The organism is Lentzea kentuckyensis, assembly GCF_002150765.1.
Lineage (GTDB): Bacteria > Actinomycetota > Actinomycetes > Mycobacteriales > Pseudonocardiaceae > Lentzea > Lentzea kentuckyensis.
In genome coordinates, this window is sequence record NZ_MUYM01000041.1 from 1 (window position 1) to 14,715 (window position 14,715).

Here is a 14,715-nt window from a genome sequence, read left to right on the forward strand (position 1 = left end):
GAACCCCACCGGACACCGCGGCAGCCACAGCCACCCCAGCCCCGCACACCACGGGCGACAACGGCACGGTGGTCCAGGAAGCGGTGATCAGCCCTGCCGACCCCATCAGGCCGAACACGGCGAAAGAGAACAGGAACGGCACGGCGAGCCACACGCGAAGGCTCATCGCTCGTTCGGCGGTGCAGAACACGGCACACAGTCTGAGGGACAGCCACCAACAACACGGAGCCGTATGTGGCCGAACGGCCTCACCTTGCGCCGAACGGCGTATCGTGGAGGTTAAGCGGTTGTGACTTCAGCCACCCGCAACGCCAGTGGAGCCCCTCGGGAACAACCGCGTTTTTGCACGTGTTGAAGGGTCTGGCAAACTAAACGGTCGAGTCCGGCTCCGGTTCACCCATCACAGCGAGGGACCCGGCGGCCATCCTCTGAAAGGGACAAGATCTTGAAGACTGGAATCCACCCGGAGTACACCGTCACCGAGGTGACGTGCAGCTGCGGCAACGCCTTCACCACGCGCAGCACCACCTCGGCGTCCGAGGTTCGCGTCGAGATGTGCTCGAACTGCCACCCGTTCTACACGGGCAAGCAGCGCATCCTGGACACCGGCGGTCGCGTCGCGCGCTTCGAGGCGCGTTACGGCAAGCGCAACAAGTAGCTGCTTTCACGGCGCCTGACCTCGGCAAATCCGCCGAGGTCAGGCGCCGTTGCCGTTCATACGACGACCCACAAGCAGGGAGCCGAACACCGTGTCGCAGTCGCTGGACAGCCTGCTCGCCGAGTACGACGAGCTCGAGAAGAAGCTCGCCGACCCCGGCGTGCATGCCGACCAGGCGGGGGCGCGCAAGCTCGGCAAGCGGTACGCCGCGCTCGGGCCGATCGTGCAGACGGCACGGGAGATCGAGCAGGCGAAGAACGACCTCGAGGCTGCCAAGGAGCTCGCGGCCGAGGACAGGTCGTTCCAGGAAGAGGTCGACCAGATCGAGCAACAGCTCCCCAAGCTGGAGGAGAAGCTCACCGAACTCCTGCTGCCGCGCGACCCGCACGACGGCGACGACGTGCTGCTGGAGATCAAGTCCGGCGAGGGTGGCGAGGAGTCCGCGCTGTTCGCCGGCGACCTACTGCGTATGTATACGCGGTATGCCGAGCGTCAGGGCTGGAAGGTCGAGATGCTCGACGGCACCGACTCCGACCTCGGCGGGTTCAAGGACGTCACGGTCGCCATCAAGGCCAAGACCACGACCCCGGACGGTGTCTGGAGCCGGCTCAAGTGGGAGGGCGGGGTGCACCGCGTGCAGCGCGTGCCCGTCACGGAGAGCCAGGGCCGCATCCACACGTCCGCGGCCGGCGTCCTCGTCTTCCCGGAGACCGAGGAGACGACCGAGGTCGAGATCGACGAAAAAGACCTGCGCATCGACGTGTACCGAAGCAGCGGCAAGGGCGGCCAGTCGGTCAACACCACCGACTCCGCGGTCCGCATCACGCACCTGCCCACCGGCATCGTCACCTCGTGCCAGAACGAGCGCAGCCAGCTCCAGAACAAGGCCCGCGCCATGCAGGTCCTGCAGAGCCGTCTGGTGGCGCTCGCCGAGGAGCAGAAGGCGCAGGAGCAGAGCGACGCCCGGCGCACCCAGATCCGGACGGTCGACCGCAGTGAGCGGGTGCGGACCTACAACTTCCCCGAATCGCGAATTTCCGATCACCGGGTTGGGTACAAAGCGCATAACCTGGACCAGGTGCTCGACGGCGACCTGGACGCGGTGGTGGACGCGCTGGCCGCCGCCGACCGGGCAGAACGGCTCGCAGGCGGTTAATCCGACGTGAGAGGGGCGCGTTGTGGCCGAGATCCTGGTGAACCCACAGGTAGCGCCCCTCGACCAACCGGTCGACATCGTCGTCGTCGGCCTGAAACCCGGCCAGCCGATCACGGTTCAGCTCTCCACGGGTGACCGCGCGTCCCATGCCGTCTTCACCGCCGACGACCGCGGTGTCGTCGACCTCACCCGGCACGCTCCGGCGGACGGCAGCTATCACGGCGTCGACCCGATGGGGTTGTTCTGGTCGCTGGAACACACAGGCGGGAAGCCGGCACCGATGTGCCTGTCGGTCGAGGGCGTCGGTGACCGAGTCCTCAAGCGGCTGACGGTTCCCGAAGGCGTCGAGCGGCAGGAAGTCCGCGAGAACGGTTTGGTGGGCACCCTCTTCGCGCCTGAGGACGACGGACGCGACCTGCCGGGCGTGATCGTGCTCAGCGGCTCCGAGGGCGGTATCCACGAGGCTGACGCCGCTCTCCTGGCCGCGCACGGGTTCGTCACGCTGGCGCTGGGCTACTTCGGCATGAAGGGCCTCCCGAAGAACCTCGAAGACATCCCGTTGGAGTACTTCGGCACCGCGATCGACTTCCTGGCCGAACGCGCGGGCGAGATCGGCGTGGTCGGCGGCTCCCGCGGCGGTGAGCTGGCGCTTCTGGTCGGTGCGACGTTCCCGCAGATCAGGGCGGTCGTGAGCATCGTCGGCAGCGGCGTGGTCACCCAGGCGATCGGGCCCGGCACGAACCTGCTGCAGAAGCTCTCGCACGAAGCCGCTTCGTGGACGCTCAAAGGCGAGCCGCTGCCGTACCTGCCCTACTACGTGAGCGACGAGCTGCGGGCCAAGATCGTCAACGACGAACCGGTGCCGCTGAAGCTCGCGTTCGACCTGAGCGACGGCATCCCCGAGGACACCGAGATCCGGGTCGAGAACATCGTCGGGGGTGTGTTGCTCATCTCGTCCGGCCACGACGACGGATGGCCGAGCACCGAGCTGAGCGAGGTCGCGCTGCGGCGGCTGAAGGACCACGAGCACCCCTTCCCGTTCGAGCACATCGTGTATCCCGAGGCAGGACACCTGATCGCGGGCCCGCCGTACCGGCCGGCCACCGACGTGACCTATCCGGGGCCCGGTGTCACCTTCTCGGGTGGTGGTGTTCCGCACGCCACAGCGCACGCTCAGGCGAACGCCTGGAAACGGACGGTTGAGTTCTTGCAGGAGCAGCTCGGGACCTAGGGTGTGCTCATGAGCGCACACTTTGATGTCGTGGTCGTGGGTGCGGGTCCCGGCGGGTACGTCGCCGCGATCCGTGCGGCTCAGCTCGGGCTGAAGACCGCCATCGTCGAGGAGAAGTACTGGGGCGGCGTCTGTTTGAACGTCGGCTGCATCCCGTCGAAGGCGTTGCTGCGCAACGCTGAGCTGGCGCACATCTTCACGCACGAGCAGAAGACGTTCGGCATCAAGGTCGACGGCACCGTCAGCTTCGACTACGGCCAGGCGTGGCAGCGCAGCCGCAAGGTCGCGGACGGGCGCGTCAAGGGCGTGCACTTCCTCATGAAGAAGAACGGCATCACCGAGTACAACGGGTGGGCCAACTTCACCGACGACCACACGCTGACCGTCGGGGACGAGACGATCACCTTCGGCCACGCGATCATCGCCGTGGGCGCCACGACCCGGATGCTGCCGAACACGCAGAAGTCCGACCGCGTCGTGACCTACGAAGAGCAGATCATGACCGAGGACCTGCCCGAGTCGATCATCATCGCCGGTGCGGGCGCGATCGGCGTCGAGTTCGCCTACGTCATGCACAACTACGGCGTGAAGGTCACCATCGTCGAGTTCCTCGACCGGATGGTGCCGCTCGAGGACGCCGAGGTGTCCGCCGAGCTGCTCAAGCGCTACAAGAAGATGGGCGTCGACGTGCGCGTCGGCACGCGCGTCGAGTCGATCGACGAGTCCGGCCCCAAGGTCCGCGTCACCGTCTCGAAGAACGGCGCCGAGGAAGTCCTGGAAGCCGACAAGGTCATGCAGGCCATCGGTTTCGTGCCGCGCGTCGAGGGCTACGGCCTGGAGAGCACCGGCGTGAAGCTGACCGATCGCGGTGCGATCGACATCGACGGCCGCGGCCGCACGTCCGTGCCGCACATCTTCGCCATCGGTGACGTCACCGCGAAGCTGATGCTCGCGCACACCGCCGAGTCCATGGGCATCATCGCCGCGGAGACCATCGCGGGTGCCGAGACGATGGAGCTCGACTACGTGATGATCCCGCGGGCGACGTTCTGCCAGCCGCAGATCGCCTCGTTCGGCTACACCGAGGCGCAGGCCCGCGAGAAGGGCTTCGACGTCCAGGTCTCGAAGTTCCCGTTCACCGCGAACGGCAAGGCGCACGGTCTCGCCGACCCCGGCGGCTTCGTGAAGCTGATCAGCGACGGCACGCACGGCGAGCTGCTCGGCGGCCACATCATCGGTCCCGAGGCCACCGAACTGCTGCCCGAGCTCACGCTGGCGCAGCAGTGGGACCTCACGGTGCACGAGGTCGCGCGCAACGTGCACGCGCACCCGACGGTTTCCGAGGCCGTCAAGGAAGCGGTGCACGGCCTGGCCGGGCACATGATCAACTTCTGAGATAACTTCCTTTCGATGATGAACCGGCAGCCGCTCCGCCTCGCCATCTCCGAGGCGGCGAAGATCCTCGCCGAGGCGGGGGTGGACAGTCCGCGCGTCGACGCGGAGTACCTGGCCGCGCACGTGCTCGGCGTGGAACGCGGGCGGCTGCCGCTCATCCCGCTGGTCGATCCGTCGGTGATCGACCAGCTGCACAAGCTCGTTCGCACGCGGGCCTCGCGGATTCCGTTGCAGCACATCCTCGGCTGGGCGCCGATGGGGGCGATCTCGGTCGAGGTCGGACCCGGCGTGTTCGTGCCGCGGCCGGAGACCGAGCTGCTGATGGAGTGGGGCCTCAAGTCGCTGGTCGGCGTTTCGTCGCCCGTGGTCGTGGATCTGTGCACGGGAACGGGCGCGCTGGCGTTGTCGATCGCCGCCGCCCGGCCGGACGCGGTGGTGCACGCGGTCGAGATCGATCCGCAAGCGCTTGCGTGGACGCGCCGCAACGCCGAGGTGCGCATCGCGGCGGGTGACACCCCGATCCGGTTGCACTCGGGTGACGCCACGAATCCCGCGCTGCTGTCCGATCTGGACGGTCTGGTGGACCTCGTGGTGTGCAATCCGCCTTACGTGCCAGAGGGAACCGAGGTCCAGCCCGAGGTCGGGGTGCACGATCCGCACCACGCGGTGTTCTCCGGCGCGGACGGGCTGGACGTGATCCGGCACGTCGTGTCGGCGGCCGCGCGGTGGCTCAAGCCGGGCGGAGCCGTCGGGATCGAGCACGACGACACGCAGGGCGAGTCCGTGCCGGCGCTCCTCTCGGCGCGCCGGGTGCTCACGGACGTCGCTGATCACGCTGATCTGGCGGGGCGGCCGCGCTTCGCGACCGCGCGCAGGGCCGGCTAGGCACTAGAAGAGCGCGTCGAAGGCCTTCGCCAGGTCCTTCATCTGTTCGCCGAGGCCGCGATCGGCCAGCTTGTCCATGAGATGTGCGGTCAGGTCCTTGCTGGGCTGGGGTTTGCGCGCTTCGACCCGCAGGTCGTCGACCACCTCGATGGTCGACGTCGGCGCCTGGGCCTCGTTCAGGTCCTCGCGCAGTTCGTCGAGGAGTCGCAGCACGGCCGCGACGTCCTGGATGTGTCCGATGTGGACGCTCCTGGTTCTGGTGCGTCCGCCGGTGCCGGCGTTGCTGCCGATCGCCGGTCCCTGGATCTCGAAGTTCCGTTCGCTCATCGGCTTTCCTTGGCGGTGCTGATTTCGACGGTGCCCGTGCGGGCCTTGCCGGTCGTGACGATGTTGCTGGAGATCGCGATGATCGCGACCACCAGCGCGCCGCCGCCGCTCCCCGGCTCGTACTCCTCGTAGTAGGAACTGCTGTACCTGCCGCTCGCGTAGGGCTCGCCGGTGAACTTGTGCAGCGCGAAGAGCAGCGCGATCGTGTCCGTGGCCGTGCCGAGCACGAGCGGCGCTCGCACGTGCGGTGAGGCCCGTGGCGCGCGTTTGCCGAGCGGCTGCCACACCGCGAGCAGCATCCCGCTCCCGGCGAATAGCGGCACGAGCGCCAAGGCCGGCAGTGCGCTGTCGCGCACCTTGCACCCTGGGCGCGCGGCTCCGCAGAGGAAGCGGGTTGTGCCGTCGCGCAGCTTCGGAGAATCGCTTCCCGTCGCCGCCGCGGGAGTTGACATTGTCCTGTCCACTTTCTGTCATTGATTCAAGCACTCTGCATCTGTGCTGGTCAGGGACATGATGAGACAACGAACAACATGCATTTCCGGTGATGCTGGCACAATAGTCGTTTTTGATCGCAATGAGTACGACGTGGATGAATTACGAATTGTCAATGCGCCGAACGAGGGCAGATGGCGGCCTTCTTGGGCGAATCGTGGGCGGAGTTGCCAAATCCTGGCCAATAACACGACGTTTCGTCGCATTGGGGCCAAACGGTCGTAAGTTTCCAGGTCGGGGAGGGCACGCGGTCGCGCGCTACGAGGATCCGCCGCCTCGCGCGCGACCGCGTGTGTGCCGAAGGCCTGCCCTATCGCTCGTTCGTCATCGCCAGCACTTGGCCGAGGTGCCGGGCGAGGCCCGTGTTGTCCGCCGGACCGATGGTGAACCAACCGGCGCGCGCCGGCACGTTCGCGTAGCGGCCCGCCCTGGTGTCGATCCAGGTGACCGGCGGGAAGTCCTTTTTGGACCGTCCGCGCTCCAGGGAGACCAGGAAGTGGCCGTTGCCCAGTGCGGGACCGGTCAGCATCTGCCTGGCCAGGCGGACGTCGTCGTTCTGCGTCGTCCGGACGGCCTGGCGGAAGCCTTCCTGTTGTTGCTGCTGCGGGGCCTCGAAGGCCTGCGCGGGCACCGTCACCGGCTTGCCGGGCCCAGGACGGCCGGGTGGCATCACGTTGGCGAGGCTGGTGGCGATCTCGTTGGTCTGCACCAGTTTGAGCGTGATGCTCGCTTCCTCCTGCGTCACCAGCACCGCGTAGCCGCCGCGCGCGACCACGGTGGCGCGGATGACCCGTTCCTGGTTCACGTCCGGCAGGCACATCGCGATCACGCGCAACTCGGGGCGTGCCAACAGGTTCAGCGCGTCCTCGAGGTCAGGCTCCGGCCTGCCCCGCCGCGCCAGCCCCCTCCGTTCGAGGTCGGCGTGCACGGCCGCCTTGATGCGCGCGCGTTCGTCGAGCGTCTCGCCGTGCTGGCTGACGTCGAGGGGATAGGGAATGCTCCCCGCCCGCAGGTCCTCCCAGAGGATCTCGAACGCGGGCAGGGAGAGCTGGGCGATCTGCTTCATCCGCCGATCACCGGCGGCGCGACCATGCGATCGTCGTCGAAGAACTCGTCAGTGGGCACGAGGTAGTTCGACTTGTGCTCCTTGTCCTCCTGACCCTGACCGCCCTGACCAGCACCTGCTCCGCCGCCCGCTGCTCCTGCCGCACCTTGACGGCCGCCCGCGCCTGAGCCCGCCGCGCCCGGTCCGCCCGGACCGGCGCCCGCGACGCCCGCGCCGCCGCCAGGGGTGGCCGGGCCGAAGCTGCCCATGCCGCGGCCTGCCGCTCCGGGACCGCCCATGCCGCCCGCACCCATGCCGCGTCCGCCACCCGCGCCTGGGCCGCCGGGACGCATGCCTGGCCCGCCACCAGGAGGCCTGCCCTGACCGCCGCCACCCGGCAGCCTGCCGGGCGGGAACCCGCCGGGGCCGGGAAAGCCCGGACGGTTCTGGTTGTTGCCAGGCCTGTTCGGGTCGAGGTTGTTCGGCAGGTTCGGATCCCTGGGCTGCGGTGCCACCCACGACGGGTTGGTCGTGCCGTTGTTCATGCCGGGCGGCGTCGACGGCATGCCAGTGGTGTTGCTGGAGAACCGCTGGTTGGCGTTGACGTTGCTCAGGCTGTGCGAGCTCGTGCTGCTGCTGGTCTGCGTGACGCCCTGGTCCTGCGTGACCTGCGGCGTGGATTCCATGGTGGGCATGGACATCGCCGCGGCCATCATCGTGTTGTCCCGCTGCTGCACAACTCGCGCGGCCTCCTGATGGGCCTCTTTCTGCTCGTTGTGCTTCTGCATCAGCTCGATCGGGCCGCCGATCATGGCCACCGGGCTGATGACCGCGGCGGCGCCCCACTTGCCCATGATCGACGAGGGGCTGAACGAGACCGGGTCCGGCATGCTGGTCTTCGCCTGAGCCGCCGCGTCCCGTTGCTGCGCAATGGCATTCGAGGTGCGCAGCATGGCATCACCGGTGGTGTCGGAGAACGTGCCGATCTTGCCGAGGGCGGTGCGCACCCCTTCGGCGGCCCGGCCCTTCCACCCGTCCTGCGAACCGTTGACCAGGATCGTGAAGTCGGTCGCCAGTTCCTTGAACTGGTCGCCGATGGACTTCCACGCGTCGATGACCGTGTTGGCGGCCTCAGGGCTGAAGTTGTTGGTGACCTGGCCCTTCAGCTGCTCGTGCGGCTGGCCGGCGTAGTTGGCGTTCGGCGGTGGGACGGTGGGTTTGACGGGCGCCATGAGTTTCCCCCCTCGGGCGTCGTTACGGGAGCTTGGCGGCGACCAGATCGGCCGCCTTGGACATCCGGTCGCAGGCCGCAGCGGTGTCGTCCGAACCGAGCGAGGCGTTGGAGATGATCTCGACCGTGGCCGACTCGGTCACCGCGATCACCGCGGTGCACGTGTCCTTCGAGCCGCTCGAGCCCTCGACCTTCTTGCCCTCGAACTTGCCGATCTTCGCGTCGGTGACCTTGTCGCCGCTGAGCTTGAGGTCCTTGAGGCCTTCCTGCGCCCGGATGCCCACGCGCAACCCGCCGGAGCCCGCTTCCTTGTAGTCGCAGCCTTCGGAGAAGGCGACCTTCTTCGGCTCGCCCGGGTACTCCAGCTTGAGGCTCGTCACCTCGGCCTGGGTCAGGAGTTCGCACGGCTTCAGCGCCTTGAGGCCGCTCGCCGAGTCGGACGAACTGGTCGGGGTACCGCCACCGGTGGTCGGAGCCGGCTTGGGATCGCCGGCGGTGCCGGTGCACCCGGACAAGGTGGCCAGACCGATCACTGTGGCGATGAGGATGCGCTTCATGACTTCCCGTCGAGTTTTTTGAACGAGTCAGCGTGGGTCTGGTCGGCATTCTGGTACGAGGCGCGGCTCTTCTCGATCTGAGTCTTCAGGGCCTCGAGGGCCTTGTTCATCTCAGCGAGCGTCTTCACGGCGCCTTGTCCGAACGTCCTGTTCGACGTGCTGATCTGCTCGGCGTATCCACCGCCGAGCATCGTGTTCATGGCGAGCGACTCCCGGCTGCGGCCGACCTCGCCGAGTTCCTGTTGCATCTTGGTCAGCTTTTTGATCATCGCGTCGACCAGGTGCGGGTCGACCGAGAGTTGCTGGGTTTCCACGGCGACCGCGACGGCCTTGCCTGCTTCGGCGATCGCGGCGAGGCCGCCCCCGAAGATGTCGTTCCACACGCCGCTGGTCTTGCCGCTCGTCACCACCGCTTCTTCAGACACAGAAGCTCGACCCTCCCCCGATTGCGCTCTGTGGTCGACACATGACCTTACCGTGGTGCGCCCATTTGGGGGATGAGTTCAACTACTCAACCTGTTCGGGGCAAAACAGGCCCTGGTCAGGGCGGGGATGAGCGCGCTAAGTGAGAACGAAAGCACAGCTCCAGAAGACGGAGAGTGACTAAGGCGGGCCTTGCGTCACTCTACCGGGGTGGCTGGCTAGGCTCACCGAGGTGAGCACGGTTTACGACTGCAGCGAACCGAGCAACCGCGCGGCTGGACTGGCCGCCGCGGCCGGTGCGGTGCGGAGCGGGCGGCTTGTCGTCCTGCCCACCGACACGGTTTACGGGATCGGCTGCGACGCGTTCGACGCGGAGGCCGTCCGGAGTCTGCTCGACGCCAAGGGGCGCGGGCCGGACATGCCCGTGCCCGTGCTGGTCGGGTCCTGGACCACGATCGACGGGCTGGTGCTGAGCGTGCCCCGGCAGGCGCGGGCGCTCATCGAGGCGTTCTGGCCCGGCGGGCTCAGCATCGTGTTGCCGCACGCGCCGAGCCTGGCCTGGGATCTGGGGCAGACGCGCGGCACGGTGATGCTGCGCATGCCGTTGCACCCGGTCGCGCTGGAGTTGTTGCGCGATGTCGGCCCGATGGCCGTGTCCAGCGCGAACAAGACGGGGCACGCGCCGGCGTCCAGCGCGCAGGAGGCGCGGGACCAGCTCGGCGACTCGGTGCCGGTGTACCTCGACGGCGGGTTGAGCGGCGAGAACATCGCCTCGACCATCGTCGACCTCACTGGGCCGGACGCGTTGATCCTGCGTGAGGGCGCGGTCAGCAAGGAAGAGGTCAACGAGGTGCTCGGCATCGAGGTCGACGTCGCGCGGTGACGCGTGGCTGCCAGAATTGATCATGCAGCCGCGGGCGTACCGTGGTGAGCACCCCCGAACCGCTCCCGATTGATTGGTAGGCCCGTGGGGCCCGCATCCTCGTTCGTCCTTCCCGTGCGCGAGTACCTGCTCGTCGCGTTGATCGCCGCCGTCGTGACGTTCCTGCTCGTCGGTCTGGTGCGCGCGATGGCGTTCAAGCTCGGTGCGGTGGCTTATCCGCGGCAACGCGATGTGCACGTACAGCCGATGCCGCGCATGGGTGGCGTCGCCATCTACGGCGGTGTGCTGTGCGGCATGTTCGTGGCGCACCAGTTGCCCGTGCTGCGGACGGCGTTCGACTTCTCCAACGACCCGTGGGGCGTCATCGTCGCGGGCGGCGTCATCGTGCTCGTGGGCGCGATCGACGACAGGTTCGAGCTCGACTCGCTCACCAAGCTCGCGGGCCAGGTCACGGCGGCGGGCATCCTCGTGCTGTTCGGTCTGCAGTGGATGATCGCGTGGGTGCCGTGGGACGGCGGCGCGACCATCTCGCTCGACCAGAACCAGGGAGCACTGCTGACCGTGCTGCTCGCGGTCACGATGATCAACGCGATGAACTTCGTCGACGGCCTCGACGGCCTGGCCGCCGGCATCGGCCTCATCGCCGCCGCGGCCACCTGCGCGTTCTCGATCGGCCTGCTCGTCGAACGCCAGGGCGCGGTCGAGGCCTACCCGCCCGCGCTGATCGCCGCCGCGCTCGCCGGCGCGTGCCTGGGCTTCCTGCCGCACAACTTCAACCCCGCGCGCATCTTCATGGGCGACTCGGGCTCGATGCTCATCGGCCTCATGCTCGCCGCCGCCACGACCAGCGCGTCCGGCAAGATCAACCAGGCCACCGGCAGCGCAGCCGACCTGCTCGGTCTGCTCTCGCCGTTGATCGTCGTCGCGGCCGTGCTGTTCGTGCCGCTGCTCGACCTGCTGATGGCGATCATCCGGCGCACCCGGCGCGGGGAAAGCCCGTTCTCGCCGGACAAGATGCACCTGCACCACCGGTTGCTGGAGATCGGGCATTCGCAACGGCGTGCCGTGCTGCTCATCTACTTGTGGGCCGGCGTGCTCGCGTTCGGCGCGGTGGCGCTCACGTTGTTCGATCCGATCATCGTGGCGACGTGCTTCGTCATCGGGTTGATCGTGACGTTCGTGGTTTCGGTGATCCCGCGGCTCCGGGACGCCCGCAAGTCGTAAACGGCGTTCATCTTGTTTGGGTCCGCTTAACCACCGTTAACCCGGGGCTGCCCGCAAGCGTCACGACAGCGGTTCCTACACTTTGGGACATGAGCGACGCGGACGAGGTTGTCACGCACGAGCTGGTGATCCAGCGGCTCGCCGGGGAAATGTTCCGCGCGGCCGTGTGGGCCGCGCTCGGCACGTTCGCCGTCGGCGTAGTTGTGTCAACGGTGATCTGGGGGACGGAAGGTCTCTACGGATCACTCATCGGCGGTGTCATCGCCATTGCTTCGAGCCTCGCCACGTTGTTGTTGATGCGCAAGACGGCGGCGCTCGACCCCATGTTCGTGATGGTGGCCGCGCTCGGCGGATTCATGGGCAAGCTGATCGTGCTGCTGGCCGCGGTGATCTTGTTGCGCGGGCAGGACTGGTTGGAGCCCAAGGCCCTCGGAATCACCCTGGTGGCGACGGTGCTCGTGACGTCGTGGCTGGAGGCCAGAGCTTCCAAGCGCAGCCGTAGTCAGATGGTGGTCCCCGCCTCCGAAGGCACCTGAGACCTGCTGATATGGTCCGCGCAGACCAGGGACACCCGATCGCAGGGGTGCCTCTCGTAGTCGCTTGCGAACCGTAAGGTACGTTAAGTCCAGATCGTGACGATTCCCCCGGCGGAGTGAACGCCGGCCGGGAGAACCGGAAGGAACACAGTGACCAAGTTGCTGGCTTCGGGGGACGAGTTCGTCGCTCCCGGTGTGAAGGACTTCTTCCTCCCCGAGATCGCCTTCGGGGTCACGAAGCCGATGGTCCTGCTGGTGCTGTCGGTCGTGATCATTGCCGTCTTCTTCCTCACCGCGAGCAGCCGTCTCAAGCTGATCCCCGGGAAGTTCCAGTTCGCCGCCGAGTCGGTTTACGACTTCGGGCGCAACAGCATCGCCAGGGAGCAGATCGGCGCGAAGGACTTCAAGCCGTTCATCCCGCTGATCCTCACGATCTTCACCTTCGTCCTGGTGAACAACCTGTTCGGGCTCATCCCGCTCATCCAGTTCCCGACGATGTCGCACATCGGCTTCCCGCTCGCCGTTTCGTTGCTCGTCGTTTACCCGGTGTACCACTTCGTCGGGTTCAAGCGGCACGGCTTCGTGGGTTACTTGAAGCACCAGACGATTCCGCCGGGCGCGCCGTGGTTCGTGCTCCCGCTGCTGATTCCGATCGAGTTCTTCCAGAAGTTCGTCCTGAACCCGCTCACGCTGGCGATCCGAGTTTTCGCCGCCATGTTCGCGGGTCACCTCCTGCTGCTGGTGTTCACCCTGGCTGGTGAGTTCCTGCTGCTCAATGGCGGTATCACCATCATCGTGGCGCCGGTGTCCTTCGCCTTCGCCATCGCGCTGACCTTCCTGGAGGCGCTGATCATGTGCCTGCAGGCCTACATCTTCGCGCTGCTGTCTGCCAGCTACATCGGCATGGCGCTGGCAGAAGAGCACTGAGAAACAAAAAGCCTCCGATCCGCGAACACTCGCGGACCGAGTTGGAAAGGGAACAGCAACAGTGAGCGCTATCCAGCTTGCCCAGGACGCCGTCAACCTCAACCAGGGCCTCGCGGCCATCGGTTACGGCCTCGCGGCCATCGGCCCGGGCATCGGCGTGGGTCTGATCTTCTCCTCGGTCATCAGCGGTACCGCCCGTCAGCCCGAGGCCCGCGGCGTGCTGCTGAGCCTCGCGTGGACCACCTTCGCCATCGTCGAGGTCCTCGCGCTGATCGGCTTCGTCGTGTACTTCATCGCGACTGCCTGACCGAATTCCGATCGCGTTAGGAGAACCCGTGATGGACACCCTCATCCTGGCTGCAGAAGGGCCGATCAACCCGGTCATTCCGCATCCGGCGGAGATCATCCTCGGTCTCGTCGCGTTCCTGCTCCTCTTCTTCGTCATCAAGAAGTTCGTGTCGCCGAGGTTCGAGGCGCTGTACGCGGAGCGGACGGCCAAGATCGAGGGTGGCATCGAGAAGGCGGAGCAGGCTCAGGCCGACGCTCAGCGCACTCTTGAGCAGTACAAGGAGCAGCTGGCCGAGGCTCGCGCCGAGGCCGCGCGCATCCGCGATGACGCGCGGGCCGAGGGCCTGCAGATCATCGAGGAACTGCGCGAGCAGGCGCAGGCCGAGTCCGCCCGCATCATCGCGCAGGGCCAGCACCAGCTGGACGCGCAGCGCGCCCAGATCGTCGCCGAGCTGCGTGCCGACCTCGGTCGCACCGCCGTCGAACTGGCGAGCAAGGTCGTGGGTGAGTCCCTCGAGGACGAGGCCCGCCGCCGTGGCACCGTCGACCGCTTCCTCAACGAGCTGGACGCCGTCGCGGCGCCGGCGAGCAAGTAGAGGCTGCCGATGACGTTGCATGCCGCTAGTCGTGAAGCTCTGGCAGCCGCGGAACTGCGGCTGCTGGAGCTGGCCGACGCCACCACGTCGACGGCCGAGTTCGCCAAGCTGGGCGAGGAACTCTTCGCCGTGCTCGGCCTGCTGATCAAGCAACCCTCGCTGCGCCGCGCGGCCGCCGACGCCTCGTCGGAGCCCGCCGGTCGCGAGCAGCTCGTCCGCGGTCTGTTCGCGGGCAAGGTCAGCGATGCGACGCTGCAGGTGCTGGTCGCCGTCGTGACCGCGCGCTGGTCCAGCCCGCGTGAGCTCGTCGACGGCGTCGAGTCGCTCGCCCGCACGACGCTGCTGGTGCGTGCCGAGCGCGACGGTCAGCTCGACTCGGTGGAGGACGAGCTGTTCCGGCTCGGCCGCATCGTGGCGGGTTCGAACGAGCTCGAGCTCCTGCTGGCGGACCCCGCCGGCGCCGTCGACGGCAAGGTCGCGCTGGTCGACACCCTCATCGAGGGAAAGGTCAGCCCGGTCACCAAGACGCTGGTGGACCAGCTGGTCCGCCACCCGCGCGGTGTCCGCGTCGCGAACGGCCTCGGCGAACTCGCCGACCTGGCGGCCAAGCGCCGTCAGCGTTCCGTCGCGCACGTCCGGTCCGCGGTGGCGCTGACCGCGGAGCAGGTCGACCGCTTGACCGCGACGCTGACCACGATCTACTCGCGCCCGATCGCCCTGCACGTCGAGGTGGACGCCTCGCTCGCGGGTGGTCTCCAGATCAAGATCGGCGACGAGATCATCGACGGAAGCATCGCCGGCCGGTTGGCGGCACTGCGCCGCAATCTCGCCAGCTAGCCCCCGAGCCCTTTCCCAAGAACG

General features: G+C 67.4%; 18 protein-coding genes. 12 read left to right on the plus strand and 6 right to left on the minus strand.

The window, feature by feature from the left end; all coding sequences use genetic code 11:
• Positions 1–445: 445 nt before the first annotated feature.
• From rpmE to prmC, 5 genes are all read left to right on the plus strand, one after another.
• Positions 446–658 carry a 50S ribosomal protein L31 gene (gene rpmE, locus B0F77_RS20665; protein WP_086664588.1) on the plus strand — a complete coding sequence of 71 codons (213 nt, stop codon included), beginning with the start codon at positions 446–448 and terminating at the stop codon, positions 656–658.
• Between the two features lie 91 nt (positions 659–749).
• Entirely contained in the window at positions 750–1,814 is a 1,065-nt protein-coding gene (gene prfA / locus B0F77_RS20670; RefSeq protein WP_086664589.1) for a peptide chain release factor 1, read from the plus strand.
• Between the two features lie 22 nt (positions 1,815–1,836).
• Positions 1,837–3,045, plus strand: coding sequence for an acyl-CoA thioesterase/bile acid-CoA:amino acid N-acyltransferase family protein (locus B0F77_RS20675; protein ID WP_086664590.1), 1,209 nt, complete (start codon positions 1,837–1,839; stop codon positions 3,043–3,045).
• A gap of 9 nt (positions 3,046–3,054) precedes the next feature.
• Positions 3,055–4,440, plus strand: a complete 1,386-nt coding sequence (gene lpdA, locus B0F77_RS20680; protein WP_086664625.1) for a dihydrolipoyl dehydrogenase — start codon at positions 3,055–3,057, stop codon at positions 4,438–4,440.
• 18 nt (positions 4,441–4,458) lie between these two features.
• Positions 4,459–5,325 (plus strand): peptide chain release factor N(5)-glutamine methyltransferase, encoded by an 867-nt coding sequence (prmC, locus tag B0F77_RS20685; RefSeq protein ID WP_086664626.1) that lies wholly within the window; start codon positions 4,459–4,461, stop codon positions 5,323–5,325.
• A 3-nt stretch (positions 5,326–5,328) separates the two neighbouring features.
• Here prmC and B0F77_RS20690 read toward each other — a convergent pair whose 3' ends face one another.
• From B0F77_RS20690 to B0F77_RS20715, 6 genes are all read right to left on the minus strand, one after another.
• Positions 5,329–5,652 carry a hypothetical protein gene (locus B0F77_RS20690; RefSeq protein WP_086664591.1) on the minus strand — a complete coding sequence of 108 codons (324 nt, stop codon included), beginning with the start codon at positions 5,650–5,652 and terminating at the stop codon, positions 5,329–5,331.
• Complete coding sequence (locus tag B0F77_RS20695; RefSeq protein WP_086664592.1) at positions 5,649–6,008, minus strand: hypothetical protein; 360 nt, start codon at positions 6,006–6,008, stop codon at positions 5,649–5,651. Before B0F77_RS20695 ends, B0F77_RS20690 begins: the two co-directional genes overlap by 4 nt.
• 446 nt (positions 6,009–6,454) lie before the next feature.
• Entirely contained in the window at positions 6,455–7,210 is a 756-nt protein-coding gene (locus B0F77_RS20700; protein WP_086664593.1) for an ESX secretion-associated protein EspG, read from the minus strand.
• Complete coding sequence (locus B0F77_RS20705; protein ID WP_086664594.1) at positions 7,207–8,421, minus strand: hypothetical protein; 1,215 nt, start codon at positions 8,419–8,421, stop codon at positions 7,207–7,209. The genes B0F77_RS20700 and B0F77_RS20705 overlap by 4 nt, the downstream gene beginning before the upstream one ends.
• 22 nt (positions 8,422–8,443) lie before the next feature.
• Positions 8,444–8,977, minus strand: coding sequence for a DUF3558 domain-containing protein (locus tag B0F77_RS20710; protein ID WP_086664595.1), 534 nt, complete (start codon positions 8,975–8,977; stop codon positions 8,444–8,446).
• Positions 8,974–9,402, minus strand: a complete 429-nt coding sequence (locus B0F77_RS20715) for a type VII secretion target (RefSeq protein ID WP_143466835.1) — start codon at positions 9,400–9,402, stop codon at positions 8,974–8,976. The genes B0F77_RS20710 and B0F77_RS20715 overlap by 4 nt, the downstream gene beginning before the upstream one ends.
• 230 nt (positions 9,403–9,632) lie before the next feature.
• Between B0F77_RS20715 and B0F77_RS20720 the strand changes: the two genes are divergently transcribed.
• The 7 genes from B0F77_RS20720 to B0F77_RS20750 all read left to right on the plus strand — a co-directional run bounded on the left by B0F77_RS20720 (position 9,633) and on the right by B0F77_RS20750 (position 14,691).
• The gene (locus B0F77_RS20720; protein ID WP_086664597.1) at positions 9,633–10,283 is read left to right on the plus strand and encodes an L-threonylcarbamoyladenylate synthase; all 651 of its coding nucleotides are present in this window, start codon (positions 9,633–9,635) and stop codon (positions 10,281–10,283) included.
• 84 nt (positions 10,284–10,367) lie between these two features.
• Positions 10,368–11,507, plus strand: coding sequence for a glycosyltransferase family 4 protein (locus B0F77_RS20725; RefSeq protein WP_086664598.1), 1,140 nt, complete (start codon positions 10,368–10,370; stop codon positions 11,505–11,507).
• A gap of 89 nt (positions 11,508–11,596) precedes the next feature.
• Positions 11,597–12,043 (plus strand): Cg1360 family ATP-synthase-associated protein, encoded by a 447-nt coding sequence (locus tag B0F77_RS20730; protein ID WP_086664599.1) that lies wholly within the window; start codon positions 11,597–11,599, stop codon positions 12,041–12,043.
• Between the two features lie 150 nt (positions 12,044–12,193).
• On the plus strand, positions 12,194–12,970 hold the full coding sequence (gene atpB, locus B0F77_RS20735; RefSeq protein ID WP_245848469.1) for a F0F1 ATP synthase subunit A: 777 nt from the start codon (positions 12,194–12,196) through the stop codon (positions 12,968–12,970).
• A gap of 61 nt (positions 12,971–13,031) precedes the next feature.
• Positions 13,032–13,277 (plus strand): ATP synthase subunit c family protein, encoded by a 246-nt coding sequence (locus tag B0F77_RS20740; RefSeq protein WP_086664600.1) that lies wholly within the window; start codon positions 13,032–13,034, stop codon positions 13,275–13,277.
• A gap of 31 nt (positions 13,278–13,308) precedes the next feature.
• Positions 13,309–13,854 carry a F0F1 ATP synthase subunit B gene (locus B0F77_RS20745; protein WP_086664601.1) on the plus strand — a complete coding sequence of 182 codons (546 nt, stop codon included), beginning with the start codon at positions 13,309–13,311 and terminating at the stop codon, positions 13,852–13,854.
• Between the two features lie 3 nt (positions 13,855–13,857).
• Positions 13,858–14,691, plus strand: coding sequence for a F0F1 ATP synthase subunit delta (locus B0F77_RS20750; protein ID WP_211293905.1), 834 nt, complete (start codon positions 13,858–13,860; stop codon positions 14,689–14,691).
• Positions 14,692–14,715: the final 24 nt, after the last annotated feature.